22 protein-coding genes and 1 tRNA gene are annotated in these 23,604 nt (G+C 67.8%); 15 read left to right on the top strand and 8 right to left on the bottom strand.

Annotated features, from left to right (window positions below; all coding sequences use genetic code 11):
* Positions 1-14: 14 nt before the first annotated feature.
* Positions 15-611, bottom strand: coding sequence for a transglycosylase SLT domain-containing protein (locus tag PVW48_RS04810; protein WP_274580505.1), 597 nt, complete (start codon positions 609-611; stop codon positions 15-17).
* Between the two features lie 181 nt (positions 612-792).
* Between PVW48_RS04810 and gatB the strand changes: the two genes are divergently transcribed.
* From gatB to PVW48_RS04795, 3 genes are read left to right on the top strand one after another with little or no spacing between them, the layout of a single operon-like run.
* Positions 793-2,310, top strand: a complete 1,518-nt coding sequence (gene gatB / locus PVW48_RS04805; RefSeq protein WP_274580504.1) for an Asp-tRNA(Asn)/Glu-tRNA(Gln) amidotransferase subunit GatB — start codon at positions 793-795, stop codon at positions 2,308-2,310.
* 7 nt (positions 2,311-2,317) lie between these two features.
* A complete protein-coding gene (locus PVW48_RS04800; protein ID WP_012177878.1) occupies positions 2,318-2,566 on the top strand; it encodes a hypothetical protein in 249 nt (82 codons plus the stop codon).
* Entirely contained in the window at positions 2,563-2,688 is a 126-nt protein-coding gene (locus tag PVW48_RS04795) for a hypothetical protein (protein ID WP_274580503.1), read from the top strand. Before PVW48_RS04800 ends, PVW48_RS04795 begins: the two co-directional genes overlap by 4 nt.
* Before the next feature lie 168 nt (positions 2,689-2,856).
* Here the strand turns inward: PVW48_RS04795 and PVW48_RS04790 are convergent, their stop codons facing one another.
* Positions 2,857-3,405, bottom strand: a complete 549-nt coding sequence (locus PVW48_RS04790; protein WP_012177877.1) for a VPLPA-CTERM sorting domain-containing protein — start codon at positions 3,403-3,405, stop codon at positions 2,857-2,859.
* A gap of 336 nt (positions 3,406-3,741) precedes the next feature.
* Here PVW48_RS04790 and PVW48_RS04785 point away from each other — a divergent pair, with 336 nt between their 5' ends.
* Complete coding sequence (locus PVW48_RS04785) at positions 3,742-4,164, top strand: DUF4177 domain-containing protein (protein WP_443112668.1); 423 nt, start codon at positions 3,742-3,744, stop codon at positions 4,162-4,164.
* 9 nt (positions 4,165-4,173) lie between these two features.
* On the opposite strand, the gene PVW48_RS04780 is transcribed toward PVW48_RS04785, so the two are convergent.
* Positions 4,174-4,431 (bottom strand): BolA family protein, encoded by a 258-nt coding sequence (locus tag PVW48_RS04780; protein ID WP_012177875.1) that lies wholly within the window; start codon positions 4,429-4,431, stop codon positions 4,174-4,176.
* Positions 4,432-4,503: 72 nt separating this feature from the next.
* On the opposite strand from PVW48_RS04780, the gene PVW48_RS04775 reads away from it, so the two are divergent.
* Complete coding sequence (locus PVW48_RS04775; RefSeq protein ID WP_012177874.1) at positions 4,504-5,133, top strand: DnaJ domain-containing protein; 630 nt, start codon at positions 4,504-4,506, stop codon at positions 5,131-5,133.
* 18 nt (positions 5,134-5,151) lie between these two features.
* Here the strand turns inward: PVW48_RS04775 and PVW48_RS04770 are convergent.
* Both PVW48_RS04770 and PVW48_RS04765 read right to left on the bottom strand, forming a co-directional pair.
* Positions 5,152-5,237: transfer RNA gene (locus PVW48_RS04770), tRNA-Leu, on the bottom strand.
* Positions 5,238-5,288: 51 nt separating this feature from the next.
* Positions 5,289-5,840, bottom strand: coding sequence for a tetratricopeptide repeat protein (locus PVW48_RS04765; protein ID WP_274580502.1), 552 nt, complete (start codon positions 5,838-5,840; stop codon positions 5,289-5,291).
* An 88-nt stretch (positions 5,841-5,928) separates the two neighbouring features.
* Between PVW48_RS04765 and PVW48_RS04760 the strand changes: the two genes are divergently transcribed.
* Entirely contained in the window at positions 5,929-6,705 is a 777-nt protein-coding gene (locus tag PVW48_RS04760; RefSeq protein ID WP_012177872.1) for a rhomboid family intramembrane serine protease, read from the top strand.
* Positions 6,706-6,707: 2 nt separating this feature from the next.
* Here PVW48_RS04760 and PVW48_RS04755 read toward each other — a convergent pair whose 3' ends face one another.
* Entirely contained in the window at positions 6,708-7,502 is a 795-nt protein-coding gene (locus tag PVW48_RS04755) for an inositol monophosphatase family protein (RefSeq protein ID WP_274580501.1), read from the bottom strand.
* Between the two features lie 152 nt (positions 7,503-7,654).
* Between PVW48_RS04755 and PVW48_RS04750 the strand changes: the two genes are divergently transcribed.
* From PVW48_RS04750 to PVW48_RS04725, 6 genes are all read left to right on the top strand, one after another.
* The gene (locus PVW48_RS04750) at positions 7,655-8,656 is read left to right on the top strand and encodes a serine hydrolase domain-containing protein (RefSeq protein ID WP_274580500.1); all 1,002 of its coding nucleotides are present in this window, start codon (positions 7,655-7,657) and stop codon (positions 8,654-8,656) included.
* Between the two features lie 48 nt (positions 8,657-8,704).
* Positions 8,705-10,573: an ATP-binding protein gene (locus PVW48_RS04745; RefSeq protein ID WP_274580499.1), complete on the top strand. Its 1,869-nt coding sequence runs from the start codon at positions 8,705-8,707 to the stop codon at positions 10,571-10,573.
* Positions 10,570-11,916, top strand: coding sequence for a sigma-54-dependent transcriptional regulator (locus PVW48_RS04740; RefSeq protein WP_274580498.1), 1,347 nt, complete (start codon positions 10,570-10,572; stop codon positions 11,914-11,916). Before PVW48_RS04745 ends, PVW48_RS04740 begins: the two co-directional genes overlap by 4 nt.
* A 472-nt stretch (positions 11,917-12,388) precedes the next feature.
* Positions 12,389-13,381 carry a TAXI family TRAP transporter solute-binding subunit gene (locus PVW48_RS04735; protein WP_012177867.1) on the top strand — a complete coding sequence of 331 codons (993 nt, stop codon included), beginning with the start codon at positions 12,389-12,391 and terminating at the stop codon, positions 13,379-13,381.
* Between the two features lie 96 nt (positions 13,382-13,477).
* The gene (locus PVW48_RS04730; RefSeq protein ID WP_012177866.1) at positions 13,478-15,709 is read left to right on the top strand and encodes a TRAP transporter permease; all 2,232 of its coding nucleotides are present in this window, start codon (positions 13,478-13,480) and stop codon (positions 15,707-15,709) included.
* A gap of 1 nt (position 15,710) precedes the next feature.
* Complete coding sequence (locus PVW48_RS04725; protein ID WP_274580497.1) at positions 15,711-16,883, top strand: cytochrome P450; 1,173 nt, start codon at positions 15,711-15,713, stop codon at positions 16,881-16,883.
* 246 nt (positions 16,884-17,129) lie between these two features.
* Here PVW48_RS04725 and PVW48_RS04720 read toward each other — a convergent pair whose 3' ends face one another.
* Together PVW48_RS04720 and PVW48_RS04715 are read right to left on the bottom strand one after the other, a co-directional pair.
* Positions 17,130-17,585, bottom strand: coding sequence for a DNA polymerase III subunit chi (locus PVW48_RS04720; protein ID WP_274580496.1), 456 nt, complete (start codon positions 17,583-17,585; stop codon positions 17,130-17,132).
* A 5-nt stretch (positions 17,586-17,590) separates the two neighbouring features.
* Positions 17,591-19,057, bottom strand: a complete 1,467-nt coding sequence (locus PVW48_RS04715) for a leucyl aminopeptidase (RefSeq protein ID WP_274580495.1) — start codon at positions 19,055-19,057, stop codon at positions 17,591-17,593.
* Between the two features lie 80 nt (positions 19,058-19,137).
* Here PVW48_RS04715 and PVW48_RS04710 point away from each other — a divergent pair, with 80 nt between their 5' ends.
* The 3 genes from PVW48_RS04710 to PVW48_RS04700 are packed head-to-tail and all read left to right on the top strand — an operon-like array spanning position 19,138 to position 23,599.
* Positions 19,138-20,358 (top strand): LptF/LptG family permease, encoded by a 1,221-nt coding sequence (locus PVW48_RS04710; protein WP_274580494.1) that lies wholly within the window; start codon positions 19,138-19,140, stop codon positions 20,356-20,358.
* Positions 20,355-21,452, top strand: coding sequence for an LPS export ABC transporter permease LptG (gene lptG / locus PVW48_RS04705; RefSeq protein WP_274580493.1), 1,098 nt, complete (start codon positions 20,355-20,357; stop codon positions 21,450-21,452). The genes PVW48_RS04710 and lptG overlap by 4 nt, the downstream gene beginning before the upstream one ends.
* Entirely contained in the window at positions 21,449-23,599 is a 2,151-nt protein-coding gene (locus PVW48_RS04700; RefSeq protein ID WP_274580492.1) for an LPS-assembly protein LptD, read from the top strand. The genes lptG and PVW48_RS04700 overlap by 4 nt, the downstream gene beginning before the upstream one ends.
* Positions 23,600-23,604: the final 5 nt, after the last annotated feature.

Raw genomic sequence — 23,604 nt, 5'->3', positions numbered from 1 at the left:
GGGGATGCGCAGGGTTACTGGCAATAGGGTTGAGCCGCGGTCCAGCTGCGCATGGACTCGCGTTTGGGCGGGCTGAGCAGCGGCGCCCAATCGGCCGCCACCCCGGCCCCGCCCGCCGCGATCACCCCGTCGCGCGGCACGGTCACCGCCATGATGCGGATCGCACAGGCGAGGTTCGCGGGACCGTCCAGCAACGCATTGCCCGTCGCCGCGGCACAGCCATAGCCCCGCGCGGTGGCCGGCGAGATCTGGGTCAGCCCGAACCACCGGCCACCGCCGCCCACGGCCTTTGGATTCCAGGTGCTCTCGTATTTCGCCAGCGCCGACAGGAACCCGGCCCAGAACGCTTCGCGATCCGCCCGGTCGGCGTCGAGGTAAGCCGGGCACCACTGGCGCACATCGGCAGGTGTGACCAGCGGCAGCGCCGCGCCGTGGCTCGACAGCGCATCCAGGGCCGCGCGGGTCAGCTGGTCGCTGTCGGGGCGGAAATCCCATTGTGCCACTGGCAGATCGGCGGTGCCGCCCCCGCCGTCTCGCGCCGTGCTGCCCGTGCTGCACCCTGCCAGAACACAGAGCCCAAGCCCCACAAGCGCCCCTGCCAGTTTTCGCATGTCCAAGTCCCGAACCGTTTCGTCGGGCGCAGGATTCCCCGACAAACCCGGCCCGCGCCAGCCCCCAATTTCCGCACGGGCGGAAACCGGCCCATGGCGGGCCGCACGGGCGCCGCAATCCGCCTTGCCCCGCCGCCTGCCCTCCCCTAAAACCGCGGGCGGAACAGGCGGAGACGGACCCATGCTCGACCTCACATACGAGACCCCGAAACCCAAGGTCATCGCAGGCGCGCGGGAGGATTGGGAACTGGTGATCGGGCTTGAGGTACACGCCCAGGTCGCCACCAATGCCAAGCTGTTCTCCGGCGCCTCGACCCGCTTCGGGGCGGAGCCGAATTCCAACGTCGCGTTCGTGGATGCGGGCATGCCGGGGATGCTGCCGGTGATCAACGAGGAATGCGTCGCGCAAGCGGTCCGCACGGGGCTGGGCCTGAAGGCGGCGATCAATCTGACCTCGGCCTTCGACCGCAAGAACTATTTCTATCCGGACCTGCCCCAGGGCTACCAAATCAGCCAGCTTTACCACCCCATCGTGGGCGAGGGCGAGGTGCTGGTCGAGCTGGGCGATGGTACGGCGCGCGTGGTGCGGATCGAGCGCATTCACCTGGAACAGGACGCGGGCAAGTCGATCCACGACATGGACCCGCATATGTCCTTCGTGGACCTGAACCGCACGGGCGTGGCCCTGATGGAGATCGTCTCCCGCCCCGATATCCGCGGGCCCGAGGAAGCGGCCGCCTATGTCAGCAAGCTGCGCCAGATCATGCGCTACCTCGGCACCTGCGACGGCAACATGCAAAACGGCAACCTGCGCGCGGATGTGAACGTGTCGGTCTGCCGCCCCGGGGATTACGAGAAATACCAGGCGAGCCAGGATTTCTCACATCTCGGCACGCGCTGCGAGATCAAGAACATGAACTCCCTCCGGTTCATCCAGCAAGCCATCGAATACGAGGCGCGCCGCCAGATCGCGATCATCGAGGACGGCGGCAGCGTGACCCAGGAAACCCGGCTCTATGATCCGGACAAGGGGGAGACGCGGTCCATGCGCTCCAAGGAAGAGGCGCATGATTACCGCTACTTCCCCGACCCCGACCTGCTGCCGCTGGAGATCGAGCAGGCCTGGGTCGACGATATCGCCGCCGCCCTGCCCGAGTTGCCCGATGCCAAGAAGGCGCGGTTCATCACCGAGTTCGGCCTGTCGGATTACGATGCCAGCGTGTTGACCGCCGACACCACCAACGCGGCCTATTTCGAGGCCGTGGCGGGGGAGGCAGGCGATGGCAAGCTCGCGGCGAACTGGGTGATCAACGAGCTGTTCGGGCGGCTGAAGAAGGAAGACCACGACATCACCGAAAGCCCAGTGAGCCCGGCGCAACTGGCCGGGATCATCAAGCTGATCAAGGCCGACGCGATTTCCGGCAAGATCGCCAAGGACCTGTTCGAGATCGTCTATACCGAGGGCGGCGATCCGGCCGAGATCGTCGAGGCGCGCGGGATGAAGCAGGTCACCGACACCGGCGCCATCGAGGCCGCGGTGGACGAGATCATCGCCGCCAATCCCGCCCAGGTCGCCAAGGCGCAGGAAAATCCCAAGCTCGCCGGTTGGTTCGTGGGCCAGGTGATGAAGGCCACGGGCGGCAAGGCCAACCCCAAGGCCGTGAACCAGATCGTCGCCGCCAAGCTGGCGCAGCAGTAAACGCCCCATGGGCCTGCGCCGCCCCCGCCCGCCCCGGGACGCGATCCTGGTCTATAACGAGCGTGTGAAGCTGTTCTCGACCTTCACCAATGCGCTGGCGCTGGGTCTGATCGGCTTCGCGATCCTGCGCCCGCTGACCGGGGCCGCACCGGGCATGGCGGCCTCCGCCCTGTGGTGGGGCCTCGCCGGACTGGTATTGCACGGCGTTTCGCACTATATACTAGGGTATCTGAAGAAGGAGGAGCGCGATCCATGACGCTCTATGAATTCATCATACCCGTTCTTGCCCTGGCCCTCGCGGCCGGTGGCATCGTTGTGCTGCGCCGGGAACGCCGCAGGATCGACACCCAGGTCTCACGCCAGCATCCGGCGGAGTGACGTCTTCCGGTTCGGCCGGTTCCGTTTACTTGTACTCTATAAAGGTGACGCGCCTCGGGTCGCAAACGTCGCCTTGTGTACGTCACACATCCACGCCCTTCCAGACGGAAAAAGAGCGGCCCTTTCGGACCGCTCCTTGAAGTCTTGGCTGCGTGATCGCTAAAACGATCAGGCAACTTTCTTGCGACGACGTGCAACCGCCATGCCGCCCAGGGCAGTGCCCAGCAGCAGAAGGCCCGCCGGCAGCGGCACCGCAGAGACCCGCAGCGAATAGGACGCGGCCGAGTTGGTGTCATTGTCCCAGTCGAACACGACGAACAGGGGCGACGCATCCGCCTCGATCATGAAGGTGAACGGGTTCGTATCCACGGGTCCGGTGAACACCGGCGCGGAACCGTCAGAGTTGAACGACAGCGACGCGACTGTGGGACCGAACTCATCGATGCTCAGCGCATCAAAGCTCAGAGACACCATCGCGTTCACGGGGACCGGGTTAAGGTTGAACCCCAGGATTGAGATCGAGTCGTGCAATTCGGACGCCACGAGGTTGACGTTCACAGTGTCACCAATCGTCAGAGTTGCGGCGGCAACATCTCCATTCTCCAGCCCGCCTTCAACGATCGGGCCGGGACCAACTACGGTGTGGACCGTGGACGCGCCGGCAAATGCCGGAATCGCAGCCAGCGCTACCGCAGCAATCAAAGTCTTAAAGTTCATGTTTTTACCCTCATGGTTTACTCACAAGCGTCATACCTGCTGTGCTTAACATTACGTTAACAAATCCGACCGAGCAAGAACTTGCTTATTGACCGAGGGGACTGACCCCGATTTTCTGCGCTCACGTCGTGAAATTGCGAACAATCGGCGCAGAAATCTGTCCTTCTTGCTCATATTTCCACGTTCCCGGCGGCGATCACGGCAATTGGCGCTCGTTTCCGCCGCGCGATTCGCGCTGTGCGACGGCACGGCCAGTCGCGTGATCCGTTGACATGACAGGGGTGGCAAGCCCTCTAGGACCCGCGGCGCGCGATCAATGAAAACGGTGGAAAAGTAGTGGAAATGTACGAATACAAGATAGTGCCTGCTCCCAACACGGGGCTCCAGAAAAAGGGGCTGAAACGCATCGAGGACCGCTTCGCCGCGCAACTTGAACAGGCAATCAACGCGCTGGCGGCTGAGCGTTGGGAATATGTCCGTACCGACACCCTGCCCTGCGAAGAACGCGCGGGGCTGACCTCCAAGACGACCCGGTTTCACACTTTGCTGGTGTTTCGCCGACCGCTGCCCGGCGCCGCGACGGCCGCCGAGGCCGCGGCGCTGATCCCGGCGGGCCCGCCCCCCGTGGCCGGCCCCCGGGACGCGGAAAAGCCCGCGGGCGAAATGCTGTCGGTCCTGCGCGAGATCAAGGGCCCGCGTCCGGACCCCGACGCGCCCGCGCCCAAGGTCCCTGCGCCCGACGCGCCGTCGCGCGGCTGATCCCGACGCTCAGGCCTCGATCTTCAGCGCCAGCGCATGGATGCGCCCGACCAGGTCCTTGCCCAGCGCGTCATGGACCGCCCGGTGCCGCGCGATCCGGCTCATGCCCTCGAATTTTTCCGAAACTATCCTTACATTCCAATGGCTTTCGCCACCTTCCTGATATCCTGCATGACCGCGATGGCTCTCGCTGTCGTCCACCACGTCCAGCTCCCGCGGCGCGAAGGCCGCCTGCAGACGGGTCTCGATCTCGGTTTTCACGCCCATTTTGTCGCAATCCTCTTTGCTTGCCCGAACAAAGCATTAAACTCTCCGTTCCGAGTCGGAAAGTGAGGTCCTATGTCGAAGAGTGATCCCTTCGGGTTCGATATGTCCGTATCGTCCTCCAAGAAGAAGAATCCACGCGGCCGCCGGGGCATGTCCGGTGCGTTCGAGACCTCCACACGCCAATGCGAGCATGAAGGCTGCGAGGAGGCCGGGAAATACCGGGCGCCGAAATCGCCCGATATTCTCGATGACTATTTCTGGTTCTGCCAGAAGCACGTCCGCGAATACAATCTGAAGTGGAATTTCTTCAACGGCCAGTCCGAGGAAGAGATGGCGCGCCGGATGGACAAGGACCGCGTCTGGGACCGGGAGACCAAGCCGTTCAAGCGCTCCACCGAGGAGCGCGCCTGGGCCCGGCTGGGCGTGGATGACCCGCACCAGGTGCTGGGCGAGAACGCCACGCGCAACCCCGGAAAGTCGATTACCGGCACCCGCCGCCTGCCCCCGACCGAACGCCGCGCGATCGAGATCCTGGAGGCGAAAGATCACTGGTCCAAGCCCGAAATTCGCAAGTCTTACAAGGCGTTGATCAAGGTTCTTCATCCGGATATGAACGGCGGCGACCGCAGCGATGAAGAGAAGTTGCAAGAGGTCGTCTGGGCCTGGGACCAGATCAAGGACAGCCGCAATTTCAAGACCTGAGCGCGGCTGTCAGGGGCGTGGTACGGGCGGTGGGACTCGAACCCACACGGCACTAGGGCCTTCGGATTTTAAGTCCGATATGTCTACCATTCCATCACGCCCGCACGCCCCTCCTGGCTAGGCAAGCGGTTCGGGTCGTGCAAGCCCGAATCGTCTCAGAGCTCCCGCCCCGGCGGGCGCAGCAGGTAGACGCGCTCTGGCAGCCACGGGTTCAGCGCCACCGCCGCGCGCAGCACGTCTTGGGCCAGCCCCATCCGCCCCATCCGGATCAGGGTCAGCGCCTTGCCCGACAGGGCCGCGGTATGGGTCGGGCTGAGCGCGAGCGCCCGGTCGAGATCGCGCAACGCCGCATCGTAGTGGTCTTGCAGGAACCGGGCAAAGGCACGCTGGTTCCAACCCTCGGCATAGTCCGGGCAATAGGCGATCAGCGCGTCGAACACCTCCACCGCCCCTGCGAAGTCATACTCCCGCCGCTTGCGCATCCCCTCGTCCAGCAGCGCCTGCGCGGCCGCGTCCGGCGCGCGGGTCCAGACCTGCCATAGCGCGCCGATCAGGGGGCGGGCGGCGGTCTCCGAGGGCGCCGCCTGGAGCTGTGCGTGCAGGCCCGCGATCTCCGCGCGGGTGTCGGGCACGGGTGCGCAGCCCTCGGCCCAGCCCGTCGCGGGCAGGCCCATCGCGAGCGCCAGGGCGAGAAGTCCATGTCTCATGGGCCAACAATGGCCCGAAACCGGCCCGCGTCAAATCCGTAACCCCCCGCCCCTTGACCCGGGCCGCCCGGAGACTGAGGTAAGAGCGATGTTTCCCATCCGCGACCACAACCCCTCCGAGCGCACGCCCTATGTGACGCTGATGCTGATCGGCCTGAATGTGCTGATCTTTCTCGCCTACCTGCCGCTGATGGGCGACCCGCGCGCGCTTTCGCTGTTCTTCCAGACCTGGGGCCTTGTCCCGCGGGAGCTGACCGCGGGAAGCGGGACGCTGGGCCTGTTCACGTCGATGTTCCTCCATGGCGGGTTCATGCACCTGGCGGGCAACATGCTTTTTCTGTGGGTCTTCGGCGACAACCTGGAGGACCGGCTGGGGCACGGGCGTTTCCTCGGCTTCTACCTGCTCTGCGGGATCGGCGCGGCGCTGGCGCAGGTACTCGCGGCCCCGTTCAGCCCGGTGCCCATGGTGGGCGCGTCGGGGGCCATCGCCGGGGTGCTGGGCGGTTACCTGTTGCTCTATCCCAAGGCGCGGGTGGATGTGCTGATCATCATCGTGATCATCTTCCGGGTGATCCCGATCCCGGCGGGCCTCGTTCTGTCGGGCTGGTTCGCGCTGCAGGTGTTCAGCGGGGCGTCCACGCCGATGGACGGGGGCGGTGTCGCCTACTGGGCCCATGCGGGCGGGTTCGTTGCGGGGCTGATCCTGATCCTGCCGGTCTGGTTGCGACTGGGGGGCCCGCGCTTCTGGGCGCGTACGGACGGTCATCCGGACCACCCGGAGGCGCGCTACGACGCCATCGCCTCGCGCATCCCCAAGGTGCGGCGGCGCACCAGTCGCGTCCCCCGCGTGCGGCGGCGCAAGTAGGCTCAGCTCTTGCGGATGGTCGCGGCGAACTTGCCGAACATCGGCTCGCTGGCGGCCAGGATATGCCCGTCCTCCAGCAGCAGCTGGTCCTCGCGGATCGGCTCCACCAGCCCGCCCGCCTCGCGCACCAACACGATGCCCGCGGCCAGATCCCAGGGCTTCAGCCCGCGCTCCCAGTACCCTTCGTAGCGGCCTGCCGCCACGTAAGCCAGATCGAGCGCCGCCGCCCCCCAGCGCCGCACGCCCGCGCATTGCGGCAAGAGCTGGCCCAGATCCTTGAGCGTTGCGGGCAGGTACGCGTTGTTGGCGAAGGGCAGGCCCGTGGCGAAGACCGACTCGATCATCGTGCGCCGGCCCGAGACCCGCATCCGGGTCTGGTTCATCCAGGCGCCCTGCCCCTTCTCGGCAAAGAACATCTCGTCCTTGGCCGGGTCGAACACCACGCCCGCGACCACATCGCCCTTGTGCTCCAGCCCGATGGAGACGGCCCAATGGGGCATCCCGTGCAGGAAGTTCGTGGTCCCGTCGAGCGGATCGACGATCCAGCGCCGGGTCGGGTCCTTGCCGATCACCTCTTCCTTGGCCTCTTCGGCCAACCAGCCATAGTTCGGGCGCGCCTCGCGCAGCTCGTTTTCCAGGATTTCCTGGGCCCGCAGATCGGCGCGGCTGACGAAATCGCCCGCCCCCTTCATCGACGATTGCAGGTTCTCCACCTCGCGGAAATCCTTCACGAGGCTGCGCCCCGCCGCCCGGGCGGCCTTGATCATCACGTTGAGGTTTGCGCTGCCAATCGCCATGTCCGGCCTCCTGAATTCCAGCGCCCGCGTATAGACCCGCGCCCCGGGCGCGACAACCCCTATCTCTGGCCCCCGGTTCCCCCGTGCGGGCGCCTCTGACGCAGATGTGAGCGGTGCTTTCCATCGGGCGCGGACACCCCATTTATGACAGCATGATCACACGACGCACGGCCCTCGCCTTTTCCACCGCCGCGCTGCTGGCCGGCCCGGCTCGCGCCAATGGCACCGACTGGACCCGCGTGCGGGACCGCGCGCGGGGGCTGGACCAGTTGCACAGCCTGACCGTGGCCCAGGGCGGTACGGTCGTTCTGGCCGAGGCGCTGCGCGGCCCGGCCCTGTCGCGGGCGGTGCCGATCAAGTCGGTGTCGAAATCCCTCGTGGCCCTCCTGCTGGGTGCGGCCATCGACCGGGGCGAGATCGCGGGCGTGGACGCCACCCTGGCCGAGGTCGCGCCGCAGTTGATCCCCGCAGGCGCCGACCCGCGGGTGCCCGACCTGACCATGGCCGACCTCGTGACCATGCAGACGGGGCTGGAGCGGACCTCGGGCGCCAATTACGGCGGCTGGGTGTCGAGCCGGAACTGGGTCGCCAATGCCCTGAGCCGCCCGATGGTGGCCACGCCGGGGCAAGGGATGCTCTATTCCACCGGGTCGTTCCATATCCTCGGCGCAGCCCTGGCCGAGGCGACGGGCCTGTCGCTGCTGGCCCAGATGCGCCGCCGGATCGGCGCGCCACTCGGCATCGACATTCCCGCCTGGACCCGCGACCCGCAAGGCTACTACCTGGGCGGCAACGAGATGTCCCTGCGCCCCCGCGACCTGCTGGCCATCGGCGAGATGGTGCGTCTGGGCGGGGCAGCCGAGGGCGGTCAGGTGATCAGCAACGGCTGGCTCAGCGCCTCGGCCATCCCGCGCACGCAATCGCGGTTCTCCGGGCTGGGCTATGGCTATGGCTGGTTCTTGGGGCGTGCAGACGGGGCGGAGTTTCTGCTGGCGCGCGGCTATGGGGGCCAGATCCTGTGCATCGTGCCGGACCGCGCCCTGACGCTCGTGATCACCTCGGACCCGACGCGTCCTGCCCGTTCGGGCGGCTATTTCGGCGACCTGATGGCCCTGCTGGACGACGCGATCCTGCCCGCCGCCCGCGCGGCGTGAGCCACGGGAGCGATTGGAAATCGCCGCCGACTGGCCCATAGTGCGACCATGTCCGACGCGCTCGCCCCTCCCCCCGCCGCCTCGCCCCGGCTGATCCCCGCCCTGGCGGTGGCGGTGCTGCTCTCCGGGCTCGTGGCGCTGGCGGCCTTCCCGCGGATCGAGCGGTATTTCCTGACCGAGGCCGCCGAGAGGGCCGCGGCCACGCTCAGCCTCACGGTGGAGGGGCTGAACGGCGCCCTGCGCCGCTACGCCCCCCTGCCCGCGCTGGTGGCCGAGCGGCCCGACCTCGCGGCCCTGCTGCGCCAGCCCGAGAACACCGCCCTGCAGGCCCGGATCAACGAGGATCTGCGCCAGACCGCCTATGCGATCGGGGCCTCGGACGTGTACCTGATGGACATTTCCGGGCTGACGCTCGCGGCCAGCAGCTACCGCAAAACACTGTCCTTCGTGGGCCGCAGCTTCAGTTACCGGCCCTATTTCACCCAGGCGCTGGATGGTGGGCTGGGCCGGTATTTCGCCCTTGGCACCACCTCCGGTGAGCGTGGCTATTTCTACGCCGCCCCGGTCGAAGACAACGCGCGCATCACCGGCGTGGTGGCGGTGAAATTCACCGTGGACGGGTTCGAGGAAACCTGGCGCGCAGGCCCCGCCACGGTTTTGGTGCGCGACCTGCAGGGCGTGGTCTTCATGTCCTCGCGCCCGGACTGGCATTTCCGCGCGCTCGCCCCCCTGACCGACGCCGCGCGCGCCCGGATCGAAGCCGCGCGGCAGTATCCGCTGTCAGAGGTCACGCACCTGCCCACCGAGATCACGCCCCTGTCGGAGGGCGCGGAGCTGTGGTCCATCGCCACGCCCGGGGGCGAGGCCGAAAGCTATGTCGCCCGCACCGCCCGGATCAGCGACGCGGGCTGGGACGTGACGATCCTGCTGCCCACGGCGCCCGCGCGCCAGCAGGCGCTGCAGATGATGGCCATCGCCATGCTGCTGACCCTGCTGTTGGTGATGGCCGCCGCGATCTACCAGCAGCGCCGCGCCCGACTGCTGGAGCGGATGGAGACCCAGCGCGCCGCCCAGGCCGAATTGGAGGCCCGCGTCACCCAGCGCACCGCGGATCTGAACCTGGCCAACCGGCAGCTGCAGCAGGAGGTGGTCGAGCGCCGCCAGACCGAACAGCGCCTGCGCAAGACGCAAGCCGAGTTGGTGCAGGCCGGCAAGCTCGCCGCCCTGGGGCAGATGTCGGCGGCCCTCAGCCACGAGTTCAACCAGCCGCTGGCGGCGGTGAAGTCCTATGCCGAGAATGCCATGACCTTCCTCGACCGCGACCGGGTGCCCGAGGCGCGCGAGAACGTCACGCGGATCTCGGCCATGACCGACCGGATGGCGTCGATCTCCAAGCACCTGCGCAACTTCGCCCGCCGCCCGCAGGAAGAGGTGGGCGCGGTGCGGCTCGATGCGGTGATCGAGGACGCGCTGTCGGTGATGCAGGTCCGGCTGAAGCAGACCGGCGCGGCGGTGGACTACACTCCGCCCGCGTCCCCGGTCTGGGTGCGCGGCGGCCATGTGCGGCTGCAACAGGTGGTGGTCAACCTGCTCAGCAACGCGCTGGATGCGATGACCCACACACCTGCGCCCCGCGTCACCCTGCGGACCCGCGCGCGCGACGGGGCCCATATGCTCGAGGTCCGTGACATCGGCCCCGGCATCGCGCCCGAAGCCGCCGAAACCATGTTCGATCCGTTCTTCACCACCAAGGCGCCGGGGGGCGGGCTCGGGCTGGGCCTGTCGATCTCCTACAATATCGTGCGCGATTTCGACGGCACGCTGGAGGCCGAGAATGCCCCCGGGGGCGGTGCGGTCTTTCGGCTGGTCCTGCCGGCCGCCGCCGCCCCCCGCGCCACGGGAACCGCCGCGGAATGAGTGCAGCGCCCGAGACCATTCTCTTTGTCGATGACGAGGAGCCCCTGCGCCACGCGGCGGCGCAAACTCTGCAACTGGCGGAATTCGACGTCGCGTGTTTTGCCGAGGCCGAGGCCGCCCTGCCCCGGATCGCCCGCGATTTCCCCGGCATCCTGGTGACCGACATCCGCATGCCCGGCATGGACGGCACGACGCTGATGGCCCGCGCGCTGGAGATCGACCCGGAGTTTCCGGTGATCCTCGTGACCGGCCACGGCGACGTGGACCTGGCGGTGCAGTCCATGCGCGACGGGGCCTATGATTTTCTGGAAAAACCCTACGCACCCAGCCGTCTGGTCGCCAGCGTGCGCCGGGCGCTCGACAAGCGCCGCCTGACCCTCGACAACCGCCAGCTGCGCGCCGCCATGGGCCGCCGCGACCCGGTGGAGGCCCGGCTCACCGGGCGCAGCGCGGTGATGGTCGCCCTACGTCAGCAGCTGCGCGCGGTGGCGGGCACGGATGCGGATGTGCTGATCGTGGGGGACACGGGCACGGGCAAGGAGGTCGCGGCCCGCGCGCTCCACCGCGCCAGCACCCGCAGTACGGGGCCTTTTCAGCATATCAACTGCGCCGCCCTGCCCGCCGACCTGATCGAGAGCGAGCTTTTCGGGCATGAGGCCGGCGCCTATCCCGGGGCGATGCGCGCGCGGTTCGGCAAGTTCGAGGCCGCGCGGGGCGGGACGGTGTTCCTGGATGAGATCGACAGTTTGCCGCTGCCGCTCCAGGCCAAGCTGCTGCACGCGATCCAGAACCGGACGGTGACGCGGCTAGGCTCGAACGATCCGGTGCATCTCGACATCCGCTTCGTCGCCGCCAGCAAGAAGGACCTCGAAGCCGAGGCCGCCGCGGAGCGGTTTCGGGCCGACCTGCTCTACCGGCTGAACGTGGTGACGGTGGGGCTGCCACCGCTGGCGGAGCGGCGGGAGGATATTCCGCTGCTGTTCGCGCAGCTCGCGACCGAGGCCGCGGCGCGCTACAAGCAGCCCGCGCCGGAGATCTCGGGCGCGATCCTGACCGCGCTCGCGGCCCGCGACTGGCCCGGCAACGTGCGCGAGCTGCGCAATGCCGCCGACCGCTACGTACTGGGGCTGGATCTTGCGCTGACCAGCACCGCCGAAGGCGCGTCCATGGGGCTGGCCGAGCGGATGGCGGCCCATGAGAAGGCGCTGATCGCCGCGAGCCTCGCAGCCCATGGCGGGCGGCTCAAGGATACCTACGCGGCGCTGAACCTGTCGCGCAAGGCGCTCTACGAGAAGATGCAGAAGCACGGGCTGTCCCGAGACGCCTTCGCCGAAGAAGACTGACGCGCGCCACCCGGGCCGGGCCAAGCGGTTTCGAAACCGCTTGGAGGCGCGGAGCGGCGCGCGGGGCGCGTCCGGGACAACTGCGGCGCCGCACGGCCGGGGGCTGGGGAGCCGGGAGCAACCGATCCGTGATGCCTTGCGGGGCGACGCGTGCTGCCCGTGCCGCAACGGGCCAAGCGGTTTCGAAACCGCTTGCACCCCGCCCAAAGCCCCTGCGCCTGGTTGAATGTGTCGCGCGCAACCCACCGCGCGCCCGCCGATGTCCCCATCTCTACCCATCCGCGCGAAAAACTCGGCCCGCCCCGTTGCAAGCCCCGCATGGCGCACTTGCACAACTTGCATGACTCGTCGCTACTGCGCCCAGCACCGCACGCAAGGTGCGCGGAAAGCACGCCGCTTTCCGAGGGAGAGCCGGGGACTGGCCCATGCGCCAGTACGTGCATCACGCCCCGGCACAACTTGGAGGAAGACAATGAAATTCACCCTGATGACCGGCACCGCCATGGCCGTGGCCCTGAGCGCGACCGTGGTCACGACCGCCACCGCCCAGGACCGCGACGGCTGGCCCGACAGCTTTACCGTCGGCACCGCCTCCCAGGGCGGCACCTATTTCGCCTATGGCTCCGGCTGGGCCAACCTGGTCGCCGAAGAGCTGGGCCTGTCGGGCGGCGGCGAAGTGACCGGCGGACCGATGCAGAACATGGCGCTGGTGCACACCGGCGACGCCCAGTTCGGCATGACCACCATGGGCCCGGCGGCCGAATCGCTCGCCGGTACCAACCCGATCGCGCCGGGGCTGCAGATGGACAACGCCTGCGCGATGTTCCCGATGTACCAGACGCCGTTCTCGGTGACGGCCCTGTCCTCCTCGGGCATCGCCTCGATCGCGGATATCCCCGACGGGGCCAAGATCGGCTTCGGCCCGGCGGGCTCCACCTCCGACACCTACTTCCCGCGGATGATGGAAGCCCTCGGCGTGAATTTCGAGCGCCGTAACGGCGGCTGGTCCGACCTCGGCGGGCAGCTGCAGGACGGCCTTCTGGACGTGATCGCCTTCGCCGCCGGCGTGCCGGTCCCGGCGGTCAGCCAGCTCGAAGTGCAGACCGACATCAACATCATCGAGTTCACCGAAGAGGAACAGGCCAAGATCATGGCCGACTTCCCCGTCTCGGAATTCAGCATCGGCGCGGGCACCTACTCGACCCTGGAGGCGGACGCGCGCTCGGTCTCCATGTGGAACTTCGCCATCGCCAATTGCGACCTGCCCGCCTCCTTCGTGAAGGCGGCCACGGATGTGGTGATGTCCGACAACGCCCGCATGGTCGGCATCCACAAGGCGGCCCGGTCGACCCTCCCTGAGAACTGGGACAAGAACAAGGTTCTCAAATGGCACCCGGGTGCCGCAGAGTGGTTCAAGGAAAACGCCGGGGCCGACATTCCCGACGACATGATCCACGGCATGTAAGCCGAACCCCGAAGGGCCGCGCCATAGCGGCCCTTCCCACATGGCGCGGACCAGGGCGCGCCGGGGCGCAACGACGCCCGCACCGGAGTGAGGGCCATGACAGACCAGACCAAGACCGCAGACGATCACCTGATTGCCGAGGGGGTGGACGAAGAGCCCACCGAGTCCAATCGCCGCCTGTTCGAGGGGCGCAACTTCATCCTGATCAGCACCTTCGCCGCGCTCTACGCGGCCTTCCACATGGCCGCGCTCAACGGGTTGTCGATCTCGGAATGGACCGGGATCGAGGTGCCCTTCCTGCCCACATTCCCGATGGAGACGTGGAATTTCCGCATCGTCCATATCGCGGGGGCCCTGGCGCTCGGCTTCCTGCTCTTTGCCGCGCGCACGGACTTTCCCGGCCCGGGCAAGGAGACCCCGCTGCTGGGCTACGTCGCCTACGGGCTGATGGTCCCGGCCCTGTTCTCGCTCGGCATGGCGGCCAGCTTCTCGATGGAGATCGCCTCCGGCGTGATGTGGAACGGCATCGACGAGGGCATCAAGTTCAATGAAACCTGGCTCTTCGGGCTGCCCCTGATCGTGGCGACCGCGGGCGGCATCGTGCTCAGCTGGTTCCACAAGCGCGCGCGCAGCGGCTTTTCCGCCCCCGACCTGGTGCTGGCGATCTGCGGCGTGGCGGTGGCCACCTATCTCATCACCATCTACGGCACGTTGATGCGCAACTCCACGGGAACGCCATTCGCGCCTATCGGCATCTCGATCGCCGCCGTCGCGGGCACCGCGCTGATCATGGAGCTGACCCGCCGGGTCGCGGGCATGGCGCTGATCGTGATCGCGGGCATCTTCCTGGCCTATGTCTTCGTCGGCCAGTACCTGCCGGGCTTCCTGAACGCCCCCGCGGTGACATGGCAGCGCTTCTTCAGCCAGGTCTACACCGATGCGGGCATCCTGGGGCCGACCACCGCCGTCAGCTCCACCTATATCATCCTCTTCATCATCTTCGCGGCCTTCCTGCAGGCCTCGAAGGTCGGTGACTACTTCGTCAACTTCGCCTTCGCCGCCGCCGGGCAGTCGCGCGGCGGCCCGGCCAAGGTGGCAATCTTCGCCTCCGGCCTCATGGGCATGATCAACGGCACCTCGGCGGGCAACGTGGTGGCCACGGGCTCGCTGACGATCCCGCTGATGAAGAAGGTCGGCTATCACAAGAAAACCGCCGGCGCGGTGGAGGCCGCCGCCTCCACCGGTGGGCAGATCATGCCGCCGATCATGGGCGCAGGTGCGTTCATCATGGCCGAGATCACCGGCATTCCCTATACCGAGATCGCGCTGGCCGCGATCATACCGGCGATCCTCTACTTCGTGTCGGTCTACTTCATGGTGGATCTCGAAGCCGCCAAGCTCGGCATGCGCGGCATGTCCCGCGACGAGTTGCCGAAGTTCAACAAGATGGTGCGCCAGGTCTACCTGTTCCTGCCGATCATCATCCTGATCTACGCGCTCTTCATGGGCTACTCGGTGATCCGCGCGGGCACTCTGGCCACCGTCGCCGCCGCGGTGGTGTCCTGGTTCACGCCCTTCCGCATGGGGCCGCGGTCCATCGCCAAGGCGTTCGAGATCGCCGGCACCATGTCGGTGCAGATCATCGCGGTCTGTGCCTGCGCGGGCATCATCGTGGGCGTGATCTCCCTGACGGGGGTGGGCGCACGGTTCTCGGCGGTCCTGCTCGGCATTGCCGACACCTCGCAACTGCTGGCGCTGTTCTTTGCCATGTGCATCGCGATCCTGCTGGGGATGGGGATGCCCACCACGGCAGCCTATGCGGTCGCCGCAAGCGTGGTCGCCCCGGGCCTCGTGCAGCTGGGCATCCCGCTGCTGACGGCGCATTTCTTCGTGTTCTACTTCGCGGTGCTGTCGGCCATCACGCCCCCCGTGGCGCTGGCGAGTTACGCGGCGGCGGGGATATCGGGCGCGAACCCGATGGAGACCTCGGTCACCTCGTTCAAGATCGGGATCGCGGCCTTCATCGTGCCCTTCATGTTCTTCTACAATTCGGCGATCCTGATGGATGGCACCTGGTTCGAGGTGCTGCGCGCCGGGGCCACGGCGGTGGTGGGCGTGTTCTTCCTCAGCTCCGGGGTGCAGGGCTGGTTCATGGGCGGTCGCGCCGCCTGGTTCCTGCGGGTGGGGCTTGTCTTCGCCGCGCTGATGCTGATCGAGGGCGGGATCATGTCCGACCTGATCGGCGTGGGCACCGCGGTCGCGATCTTCCTGATCCAGAAGCTCGCCGCGCCCAAGGGCGGCGCCATCCCGGTTCGCGGCGCGGACTGACATGGGCGCCGGCCTGCCCCGGGTCACCCAGGACCCGACGGACGCCGCCTTCGTGCAGAACCCGTATCCGGTCTATGACCGGATGCGGGCGCTCGGGGACCTGGTGTGGTGGGACGCCTACGCCATGCCGGTCACCCCGACCTATGCCGCCACCGGCGCGATCCTCAAGGACCGCCGGTTCGGGCGCGAGCCGCTCTCCCCGCCCCCGGTGCCCGACCACCTGCGCGACTTCTACGCGGTGGAGGCGCATTCCATGCTGGAGCTGGAGCCGCCCCGCCATACCCGCCTGCGCGGTCTGGTCACCCGGGCCTTCACCTCGGCGCGGATCGCGGCGCTCGCCCCGGGGATCGAGGCGCTCTGCCACGCGCTGATCGACGCCTTCCCCGACACCCCCTTCGACCTGCTGCCCGCCTATTGCACCCAGGTGCCCGTGCGGATCATCGCCCGGCTGCTCGGCGTTCCCGAGGACACCGCGCCGCAGCTTCTGGCCTGGTCCAACGCCATGGTCGGCATGTACCAGGCCGGGCGCAACCACGCGATGGAGGAGGCCGCCAACACCGCCGCGCACGACTTTCGCGCCTGGCTGCTCGACCTGATCGCGGCGCGCCGCGCGAGCCCGGCAGACGACCTGCTCAGCGCGCTCATCGCGGCGCAGGCCGAGGACGGCAAGCTCACCCGCGACGAGTTGGTGACCACGGTGATCCTGCTGCTCAACGCAGGGCACGAAGCGACGGTTCATACCTTGGGCAATGGGGTGAAGACCCTGCTGGAGACCGGGCTGCGCAAGATCACCCCCACCACGGTCGAGGAAGTGCTGCGCTTCGACCCGCCCCTGCACCTCTTCACCCGCATCGCCCGGCAGGAGGTCGAGGTCTTCGGCCACCGCTTCGCGCCCGGCGACACGGTGGGATGCCTGCTGGCGGCCGCAGGACGCGACCCGGGCTTTGCGCCCGACCCGCACCGGTTCGACCCGACCCGCCCCACCAAGCCGCCCCATATGGCCTTCGGCGCGGGGCTGCATTTCTGCGTCGGCGCGCCGCTGGCGCGGCTGGAGATCGAGATCGCGCTCCGGGTGCTCTTCGCGCGCTGCCCGGGGCTGCGGCTGGCCGGGGCGCCGGTCTATGCGCCGATCTACCACTTCCACGGGCTTCAGGCCTTGCGCGTGAGCCGTTAACCTATTCAAGAAATGGAATGTTTCGCACGCGAAACAAATCTCTGGAAACCCTTGATCGGCCACGGTTTCGCGCAAAAATTTGTCGGCGGTTTTCGCGGGTTTTCGGCGCCCGCGTTAACGCTTGGGCGGAGCGTGCAAGGATTTTGCAAAATCCTTGGCCCGCGCGACATCCCCTGTCCCGCACCGCCCCCGCCGCCAGGCGCCAAGAATTTTACGTAAAATTCTTGGCCCCGCCCGATCCGCGGCTCAGGCTTCGGCCTTTTTCTCCCACCGACCGGATTCCTGGCTCCAGTACTGCGCCGACAGCCCGGCGCCCGTGACCGCCCTCCACTGGCCCCGCGCGGCCTCCACCGCCGCGGCGTCCCCGCCATCGAACAGCAGCGACGCGCGCGCCAGCCCGGCCACCTCCGCCGGGTCCACCTGCGCCCCGTCCACGCAGATCAGCGCCTCGCGCCCCGCCAGCGGCGCATCCACCCCTAGCAGCACCGGCTGATCCGCGTCCCGGTCCCCGCCCGCGATCCCGTGGGGCAGAAACCCCTCCTCGGGCCGCAGCCAGAGCAGCTCGTCGAGCCGCTCCAACTCCGCCCCGCTTGTGCCGCGCACCAGCACCCGCCAGCCCGCGGCGAGGGATTTCTCCAGCAGCACCGGCAGGGTCGCGTCCAGCGGCGTCCGCGTCATGTGGTAGAAATAGACCACGCCCACGGGTCTCAGCCCTCGTAGCCGTCCCGGATCAACCGGTCGAGCGCGCGCACGCCCCAGCCAGTGGCCCCCGCGGGCGCGTAATCCGTCGCCGAACTGACCGAGGCCGTGCCCGCGATGTCGAGATGGCACCAGGGGGTCTCGTCCTTCACGAAACGGCCCAGGAACTGCGCCGCGGTGATCGACCCCGCGGCCCGCCCGCCCACGTTCTTGATGTCGGCCACGCGCGATTTGATCAGCTTGTCATAGGCCGGGCCCATGGGCATCCGCCACGCCCCCTCGCCTTCGGCCGTAGCGGCCTTCAGGAACGCGCCCGACAGATCGTCGCTGTTGGAAAACACGCCCGCGTTCTCGTGGCCAAGCCCGATGATGATCGCGCCGGTCAAGGTGGCGAGATCGATCATGGCGCAGGGTTTGAACTCTTCCTGCGCGTACCACATCACGTCTGCCAGAACGAGCCGGCCCTCGGCATCGGTATTGATCACCTCGATCGTGTCGCCCTTCATCGAGGTGACCACATCGCCGGGCCGCTGGGCCTTGCCGTCGGGCATGTTCTCCACCAGCCCCACCAGGCCCACCACGTTCGCCTTGGCCTTGCGCAGGGCCAGGGTGCGCATCACGCCCGCCACGACACCCGCGCCGCCCATGTCCATGGTCATGTCTTCCATACCCGCCGAAGGCTTGATCGAGATACCGCCGGTGTCGAACACGACCCCCTTGCCCACCAGCGCGAAGGGCGCGCCGTCGCCGCCGCCCATCCATTTCATCACCACGATCTTCGACGGGCTTTCCGAGCCCTGGCCTACGCCCAGAAGCGCGCCCATGCCCAGTTTTTCCATGTCGGCCTCTTCCAGAACCGACACCTCCAGGCCGAGATCGGCCATGGCCGTCAGCCGGTCGGCGAATTCGGTGGTGGTCAGCACATTCGCAGGCTCGTTGACCAGATCACGGGTGAAAAACACCCCCTCGGCCACGGCGCGCCGGTCGGCGAACGCCGCCTCTGCCTCGTCGCGTTTCGTCGCGCACACGGTGATCGGGCCGAGCGCGTCTTCGGATTTCGACTTGCGCGCATCGAAGCGGTAGGCCCGCAGGGCCGCGCCAAAGGCCAGCTCGGCCACCTGCCCCAGGCCCGCGGCCCAGATCAGCAGCCCCTCCTTGCCCAGCGTCTTGCCCAGCCCCGCGCCGGCCTTGCGCGCCTCCAGCGGCTTGGCGTTGCGCGCGAGTTTCACCAGGATCACCTCATCCGAGGCCATCCCCGCGGGATAGCCGAGCGACAGGCTCTCGCCGCTCTTGAGCTTCTCGAAGGCGGCACTTTCCACCGCCCGCGCCACCGCGCCCTTGGTCAGGCGGTTCAGGCGGCGCGCGCCGGGGTTGAGGGTGCCTTCCTCGGGCACCAGAACCGCGATTTTCGCGGTCTCGGCGGCAAGCGCATCGAGGTCGGGATCGACGAAGGAAACAGCGGCAAGCTCGGTCATGTGGACCCTTTCAGTCTGAGTTCCCGGCAAACCTAGACCGGCGACCCGGCGATGACCAGCGGCGACGGGCTGCGACGCCGGTGGCCGCTTTTCCCGCGCCGATGAATGCTCTAGGCTCGCGCCAATCGCTCCAGGAGGCCCCGGCGCCCAGCCGCATCATGCTCGCCCGATACGACCGCTATATCCTTGGCCGCCTGATGGTCACCTTCGGGTTCTTCACCCTGATCATCGTGCTGATCTACTGGATCAACCGGTCGATCCGGCTGTTCGAGCGGCTGTCGGGGGACGGCCAGGGGCTGGCGCTGTTTGCGCAGCTTTCCTTGTTGTCGCTGCCCTACCTGATCTACCTGATGCTGCCGCTGGCGGCCTTCGCCTCGGCCGTGAGCACCGGCAACCGGATGGGCTCGGACAGCGAGACGGTGGCGCTGCAGGCGGCGGGGATCAGCGCCTTCCGGATCGTGCGCCCGGCCTTCTACATGGGGGTGATGGCGGCGGCGCTGATGCTGCTTCTGGCGCATCTGCTGGTGCCGATGTCCCGGGTGGCCATCGCCGATCTCGAGGAACGGCTGGCCGACGAGGTGTCGGCGCGGCTGCTGGAGCCGGGCAAGTTCCAGTCGCCCATCGACGGGGTGACGGTTTTCGTGGCCGAGATCACCGGCGAAGGCGTGCTAAGCAAGGTGCTTCTCTCGGACCAGCGCGACCCGGCCGAAGAGGTGATCTACACCGCCAACCAGGCCCTGCTGGTGCGTAGCGACACGGGCCCGCAGTTGGTGATGATCTCGGGGCTGGCACAGTTCCTGCGCGCCGATGGCACGCTCAGCACCCTGCAATTCGAGGATTTCGCCCTTGGTCTGGGCGAGGTCGAGGTGCCCGAGGACCGGGTGCTGCGCGACCTGCGGGGCTGGGACACCGCGCGGCTCCTGCGGGCGGATCCGGCGGACCTGGAAAGCGTGGGCAAGAGCCGTGGGGCGTTTCTCAGCGAAGCGCACCGGCGGCTCGCCAACCCGGCCCTGGCGATCTGCACCGCCCTTCTGGGCTTCAGCGCGCTGCTGGTCGGTGGGTTCAGCCGCTTCGGCTTCTGGCAGCAGGTGGCGGGCGCGATCCTTGCGCTGATCGTGATCCAGCTGTCGGTGAACATGTCCGAGGAGATCGCGCAATCCGACGCCGCGGCCTGGCCCGTGCTTTATGCGCCCGTGGCCTTGGCGGCTGGGCTGGTGCTGGTGCTGCTCTATATCTCGGACCATCCGATCCGACGCCGGCTCAAGCCGGTGCCCGATCCCGGGGCGGAGCCCGCGCCATGACCCTGCAATGGTATTTCGCGCGCCGCTTCGTGATGAGCTTCCTGTCGATGCTGGGGATCTTCGCCGGGCTGATCTGGATGACCGACACGGTCGAATCCCTGCGCAGCCTGTCGAGCGACGATTTCGGGTTGCAGGAGGCCGCGGCGCTGGCGCTGCTGCAACTGCCGGCCACGATCTACGAGGTCATCCCGCTGATCATGGTGCTGGCCACGATCACCCTGTTTCTGAAGATGGCGCGCACCTCCGAGCTGATCGTGACCCGCGCGGCGGGGCGCTCGGCCATCCGCAGCCTGATCGCGCCGGTGATCGTGGCCGGGCTGATCGGCGGGATCGGCATCAGCGTGCTCAACCCCATCGTCGCCGCCACCTCGCGGATTGCCGAGGAAACCCGTGACGAGGTGCGGGGCCGCGCAACCAGCGTCCTGGCGCTCAGCAGCGAGGGGCTGTGGCTGCGCCAGGCCGCCCCAGAGGGACAGATCGTGATCCACGCAGCGGGGGCGAGCCTGGGGGGCACGATCCTTTATGACGTCACCTTCCTGCGGTTCGATGCGAGCGCCCTTCCGATCGAGCGGGTGGCGGCTAGCCGGGCGGAGCTGGTGCCCGGCGCCTGGGATCTGACCGGCGTCAAGGTCTGGGACCTGACCGGGCGGCTGAACCCCGAGGCAGGCGCCCGGACAACGGCATGGATGCAGGTGCCCTCGGACCTGACCCTCGACCAGATCCGCGACAGTTTCGGAGACCCCTCGGCCATTCCGATCTGGGAGCTGCCCGCCTTCATCGACCAGCTTGAGGCGGCGGGGTTCGCAGCGCTCAGTCATCGGGTCTGGCTGCATACGGAGCTGGCCTCGCCGGTCTTTCTGGTCGCGATGGTGCTGATCGGGGCGGCGTTCACCATGCGGCACACGCGGTTCGGGCGCACGGGGTTGATGGTGCTTTTCGCGGTGCTGCTGGGGTTCTCGATGTATTTTCTGAAGAGCTTCGCGCAGGTCCTTGGCGAGGCTGGAAAAATCCCGGTTCTGGCTGCCGCGTGGTTTCCGCCGCTCGCGGGGGTGTTCCTGTCTCTGGCCTTGCTGCTGCACCAGGAGGACGGATGAACCGCGTCGCCCTGACCCGCAGGCTCGCCGCGGCGCTGGCGGTCTGGCTCGCCCTGGCCTGCTGGACCGGCCCCGTCCGGGCGCAGGAGGCGCAGGCGCCGCCTGCTCCGGCCACGCTGGTGGCCGACCGGATCGTCGCGAACCCCGATGGGACGCTGATCGCCGAGGGGGCGGTCGAGATCTTCTATGATGGGCGAAGCCTGAGGGCCGAGCGGCTGACCTATGACCGGCTGGCCGACACGCTGGAGATCACGGGGCCGATCCAGCTCAGCTCCGGGCCGGGCTTCGTGCTGATCGCGTCCCAGGCGGAGCTGGGTACCGACCTGCAAGAGGGCATCCTGCAAAGCGCGCGACTTGTGCTGGACCGGCAGGTGCAGATCGCGGCGGTGGAGATCCAGCGGGTCAACGGGCGCTACACCCAGCTTTACAACACCGTCGCGTCAAGCTGCGAGGTCTGCGCGGACCGGTCCGTGCCCCTGTGGCAGATCCGCGCCCGGCGCATCGTCCATGACGCGCTGGAGCGGCAGATCTATTTCGAGCGCGCGGTGTTCGAGGTGGTGGGCATCCCCGTGCTTTACCTGCCGCAGATGCGCGTACCCGACCCGACCCTGGAGCGCGCAACGGGGTTCCTGTTTCCGAATTTCCGCACCACCAGTGCGCTGGGGGTCGGCGTCGAGATCCCTTATTTCATTGCGCTGGGGCCGGACCGCGACCTGACGCTCAGCCCGCAGATCACCACGAAGGATTCGCGCACGCTCGGCCTGCGGTACAGGCAGGCGTTTTCGCGCGGAAACCTGACCTTCGAGGGGGCCTATACCCGCGACGATCTGGAAGAGGGCGATCGCGGGTTCGCCACCCTGTTCGGCGCCTTCGACCTGGGCCGGGATTTCGTGCTGTCGTTCGATCTCGAGACCGTGTCGGACGACCAGTATTACCGCGATTACGGCTTCGATGACGAGGACCGGATCGACAGCGAGATCGAGATTTCGCGCACCCGCCGGGATGCGCTGGACCGGGCGACCGCATCCTATTTCACCACCTTCCGGGAGGACGAGGATAACGACACCATCCCGCGCTTCGTGCTGGATGGCGAGATCACGCGCCGCTTCGACACGCCGCTGATCGGGGGATATGCCGAGACCTCCCTGTCCTGGCTGGGCTTGGAACGGCCTTCGGATGCCAACGAGATCGGGCGCGACACGCGGCGGCTGAGCCTGCTGGGCACCTGGCAGCGCAGCTGGGCCAACGACTGGGGCATGGTGATGACGGCCACGGGCGAGCTGGCGATCGACCAGTTCCATGTTTCGCAGGATACCAGCTTTCCCGACCAGCAGACCCGGGTGACACCGACACTGGCCGCCGAGCTGCGCTGGCCCTTCGAGAAGAGCAATGGCGCCACCCGCACGGTGATCGAGCCGGTGGCCCAGCTGGTCTGGTCGCGGGTGTCGGACGTGGATGTGCCCAACGAGGACAGCACCGTGGCCGAGTTCGACGAGGCCAGCCTGTTCGACCTGAACCGGTTCGCCGGGCGCGACCAGGTCGAAGGCGGCTGGCGCGCCAATTTCGGCGTCGGCTGGACCCGGTTCGACGCCAGCGGCTGGACCACCGCCGTGACCGTGGGCCGGGTGCTGCGCGAGGATGACAACACCGCGCTGGCCCCGGGCGCGTCGGCGACCGAACGGGCGTCGGACTGGCTGACCACGGTGCAGCTGTCCTCGCCCACGGGCCTGGCGCTGCTGAACCGGGCGCAGTTCAGCTCGGATCTGTCGATCAACAAGAACGTGCTGCGGATGGGCTGGGAAGATCCGCTGAGCGCGCTGGCGCTGTCCTACACCTGGCTGCGGGCGTCGGAAGCCGAATCGCGGCCCGCCGATACCAACGAGTTCAGCGTGACCGGGCGGCGCCGGTTCAACGACACTTGGGCCGGCGGGCTCGAATTCAGCTATGATTTCGACGCTTCCCAGGCCCGGGAGGCGGATCTGAGCCTTGAGTACCGCAATGAATGCGTGTTGGTGGAGCTCTCGGTATCGCGGGATTTCGACACCTCGCTTGATTTGCGCTCGACCACGGATTTTGGCATCACGGTCTCGTTGCTCGGCTTCGGCCGTGGCGACGATGCCGCGCGGACATCGCGCTGCCGCGGATAACATTC

This window comes from Dinoroseobacter sp. PD6 (assembly GCF_028807315.1).
Classification (GTDB): domain Bacteria; phylum Pseudomonadota; class Alphaproteobacteria; order Rhodobacterales; family Rhodobacteraceae; genus Dinoroseobacter; species Dinoroseobacter shibae.
The sequence above is the reverse complement of the archived record's forward strand: the minus strand, read 5'-3'. Positions and strand labels throughout refer to the sequence as shown.

Excerpts from the sequence above, each read along its gene's own strand:
- PVW48_RS04725 (WP_274580497.1), top strand. The coding sequence starts at position 15,711 with ATGGGCGCCGGCCTGCCCCGGGTCACCCAGGACCCGACGGACGCCGCC.
- PVW48_RS04700 (WP_274580492.1), top strand. The coding sequence starts at position 21,449 with ATGAACCGCGTCGCCCTGACCCGCAGGCTCGCCGCGGCGCTGGCGGTC.
- PVW48_RS04715 (WP_274580495.1), bottom strand. The coding sequence starts at position 19,057 with ATGACCGAGCTTGCCGCTGTTTCCTTCGTCGATCCCGACCTCGATGCG.
- gatB (WP_274580504.1), top strand. The coding sequence starts at position 793 with ATGCTCGACCTCACATACGAGACCCCGAAACCCAAGGTCATCGCAGGC.
- PVW48_RS04755 (WP_274580501.1), bottom strand. The coding sequence starts at position 7,502 with ATGGCGATTGGCAGCGCAAACCTCAACGTGATGATCAAGGCCGCCCGG.
- PVW48_RS04760 (WP_012177872.1), top strand. The coding sequence starts at position 5,929 with ATGTTTCCCATCCGCGACCACAACCCCTCCGAGCGCACGCCCTATGTG.
- PVW48_RS04810 (WP_274580505.1), bottom strand. The coding sequence starts at position 611 with ATGCGAAAACTGGCAGGGGCGCTTGTGGGGCTTGGGCTCTGTGTTCTG.
- PVW48_RS04765 (WP_274580502.1), bottom strand. The coding sequence starts at position 5,840 with ATGAGACATGGACTTCTCGCCCTGGCGCTCGCGATGGGCCTGCCCGCG.
- PVW48_RS04790 (WP_012177877.1), bottom strand. The coding sequence starts at position 3,405 with ATGAACTTTAAGACTTTGATTGCTGCGGTAGCGCTGGCTGCGATTCCG.
- PVW48_RS04745 (WP_274580499.1), top strand. The coding sequence starts at position 8,705 with ATGTCCGACGCGCTCGCCCCTCCCCCCGCCGCCTCGCCCCGGCTGATC.
- lptG (WP_274580493.1), top strand. The coding sequence starts at position 20,355 with ATGACCCTGCAATGGTATTTCGCGCGCCGCTTCGTGATGAGCTTCCTG.
- PVW48_RS04795 (WP_274580503.1), top strand. The coding sequence starts at position 2,563 with ATGACGCTCTATGAATTCATCATACCCGTTCTTGCCCTGGCCCTCGCG.
- PVW48_RS04730 (WP_012177866.1), top strand. The coding sequence starts at position 13,478 with ATGACAGACCAGACCAAGACCGCAGACGATCACCTGATTGCCGAGGGG.
- PVW48_RS04775 (WP_012177874.1), top strand. The coding sequence starts at position 4,504 with ATGTCGAAGAGTGATCCCTTCGGGTTCGATATGTCCGTATCGTCCTCC.
- PVW48_RS04750 (WP_274580500.1), top strand. The coding sequence starts at position 7,655 with ATGATCACACGACGCACGGCCCTCGCCTTTTCCACCGCCGCGCTGCTG.
- PVW48_RS04740 (WP_274580498.1), top strand. The coding sequence starts at position 10,570 with ATGAGTGCAGCGCCCGAGACCATTCTCTTTGTCGATGACGAGGAGCCC.
- PVW48_RS04780 (WP_012177875.1), bottom strand. The coding sequence starts at position 4,431 with ATGGGCGTGAAAACCGAGATCGAGACCCGTCTGCAGGCGGCCTTCGCG.
- PVW48_RS04800 (WP_012177878.1), top strand. The coding sequence starts at position 2,318 with ATGGGCCTGCGCCGCCCCCGCCCGCCCCGGGACGCGATCCTGGTCTAT.
- PVW48_RS04735 (WP_012177867.1), top strand. The coding sequence starts at position 12,389 with ATGAAATTCACCCTGATGACCGGCACCGCCATGGCCGTGGCCCTGAGC.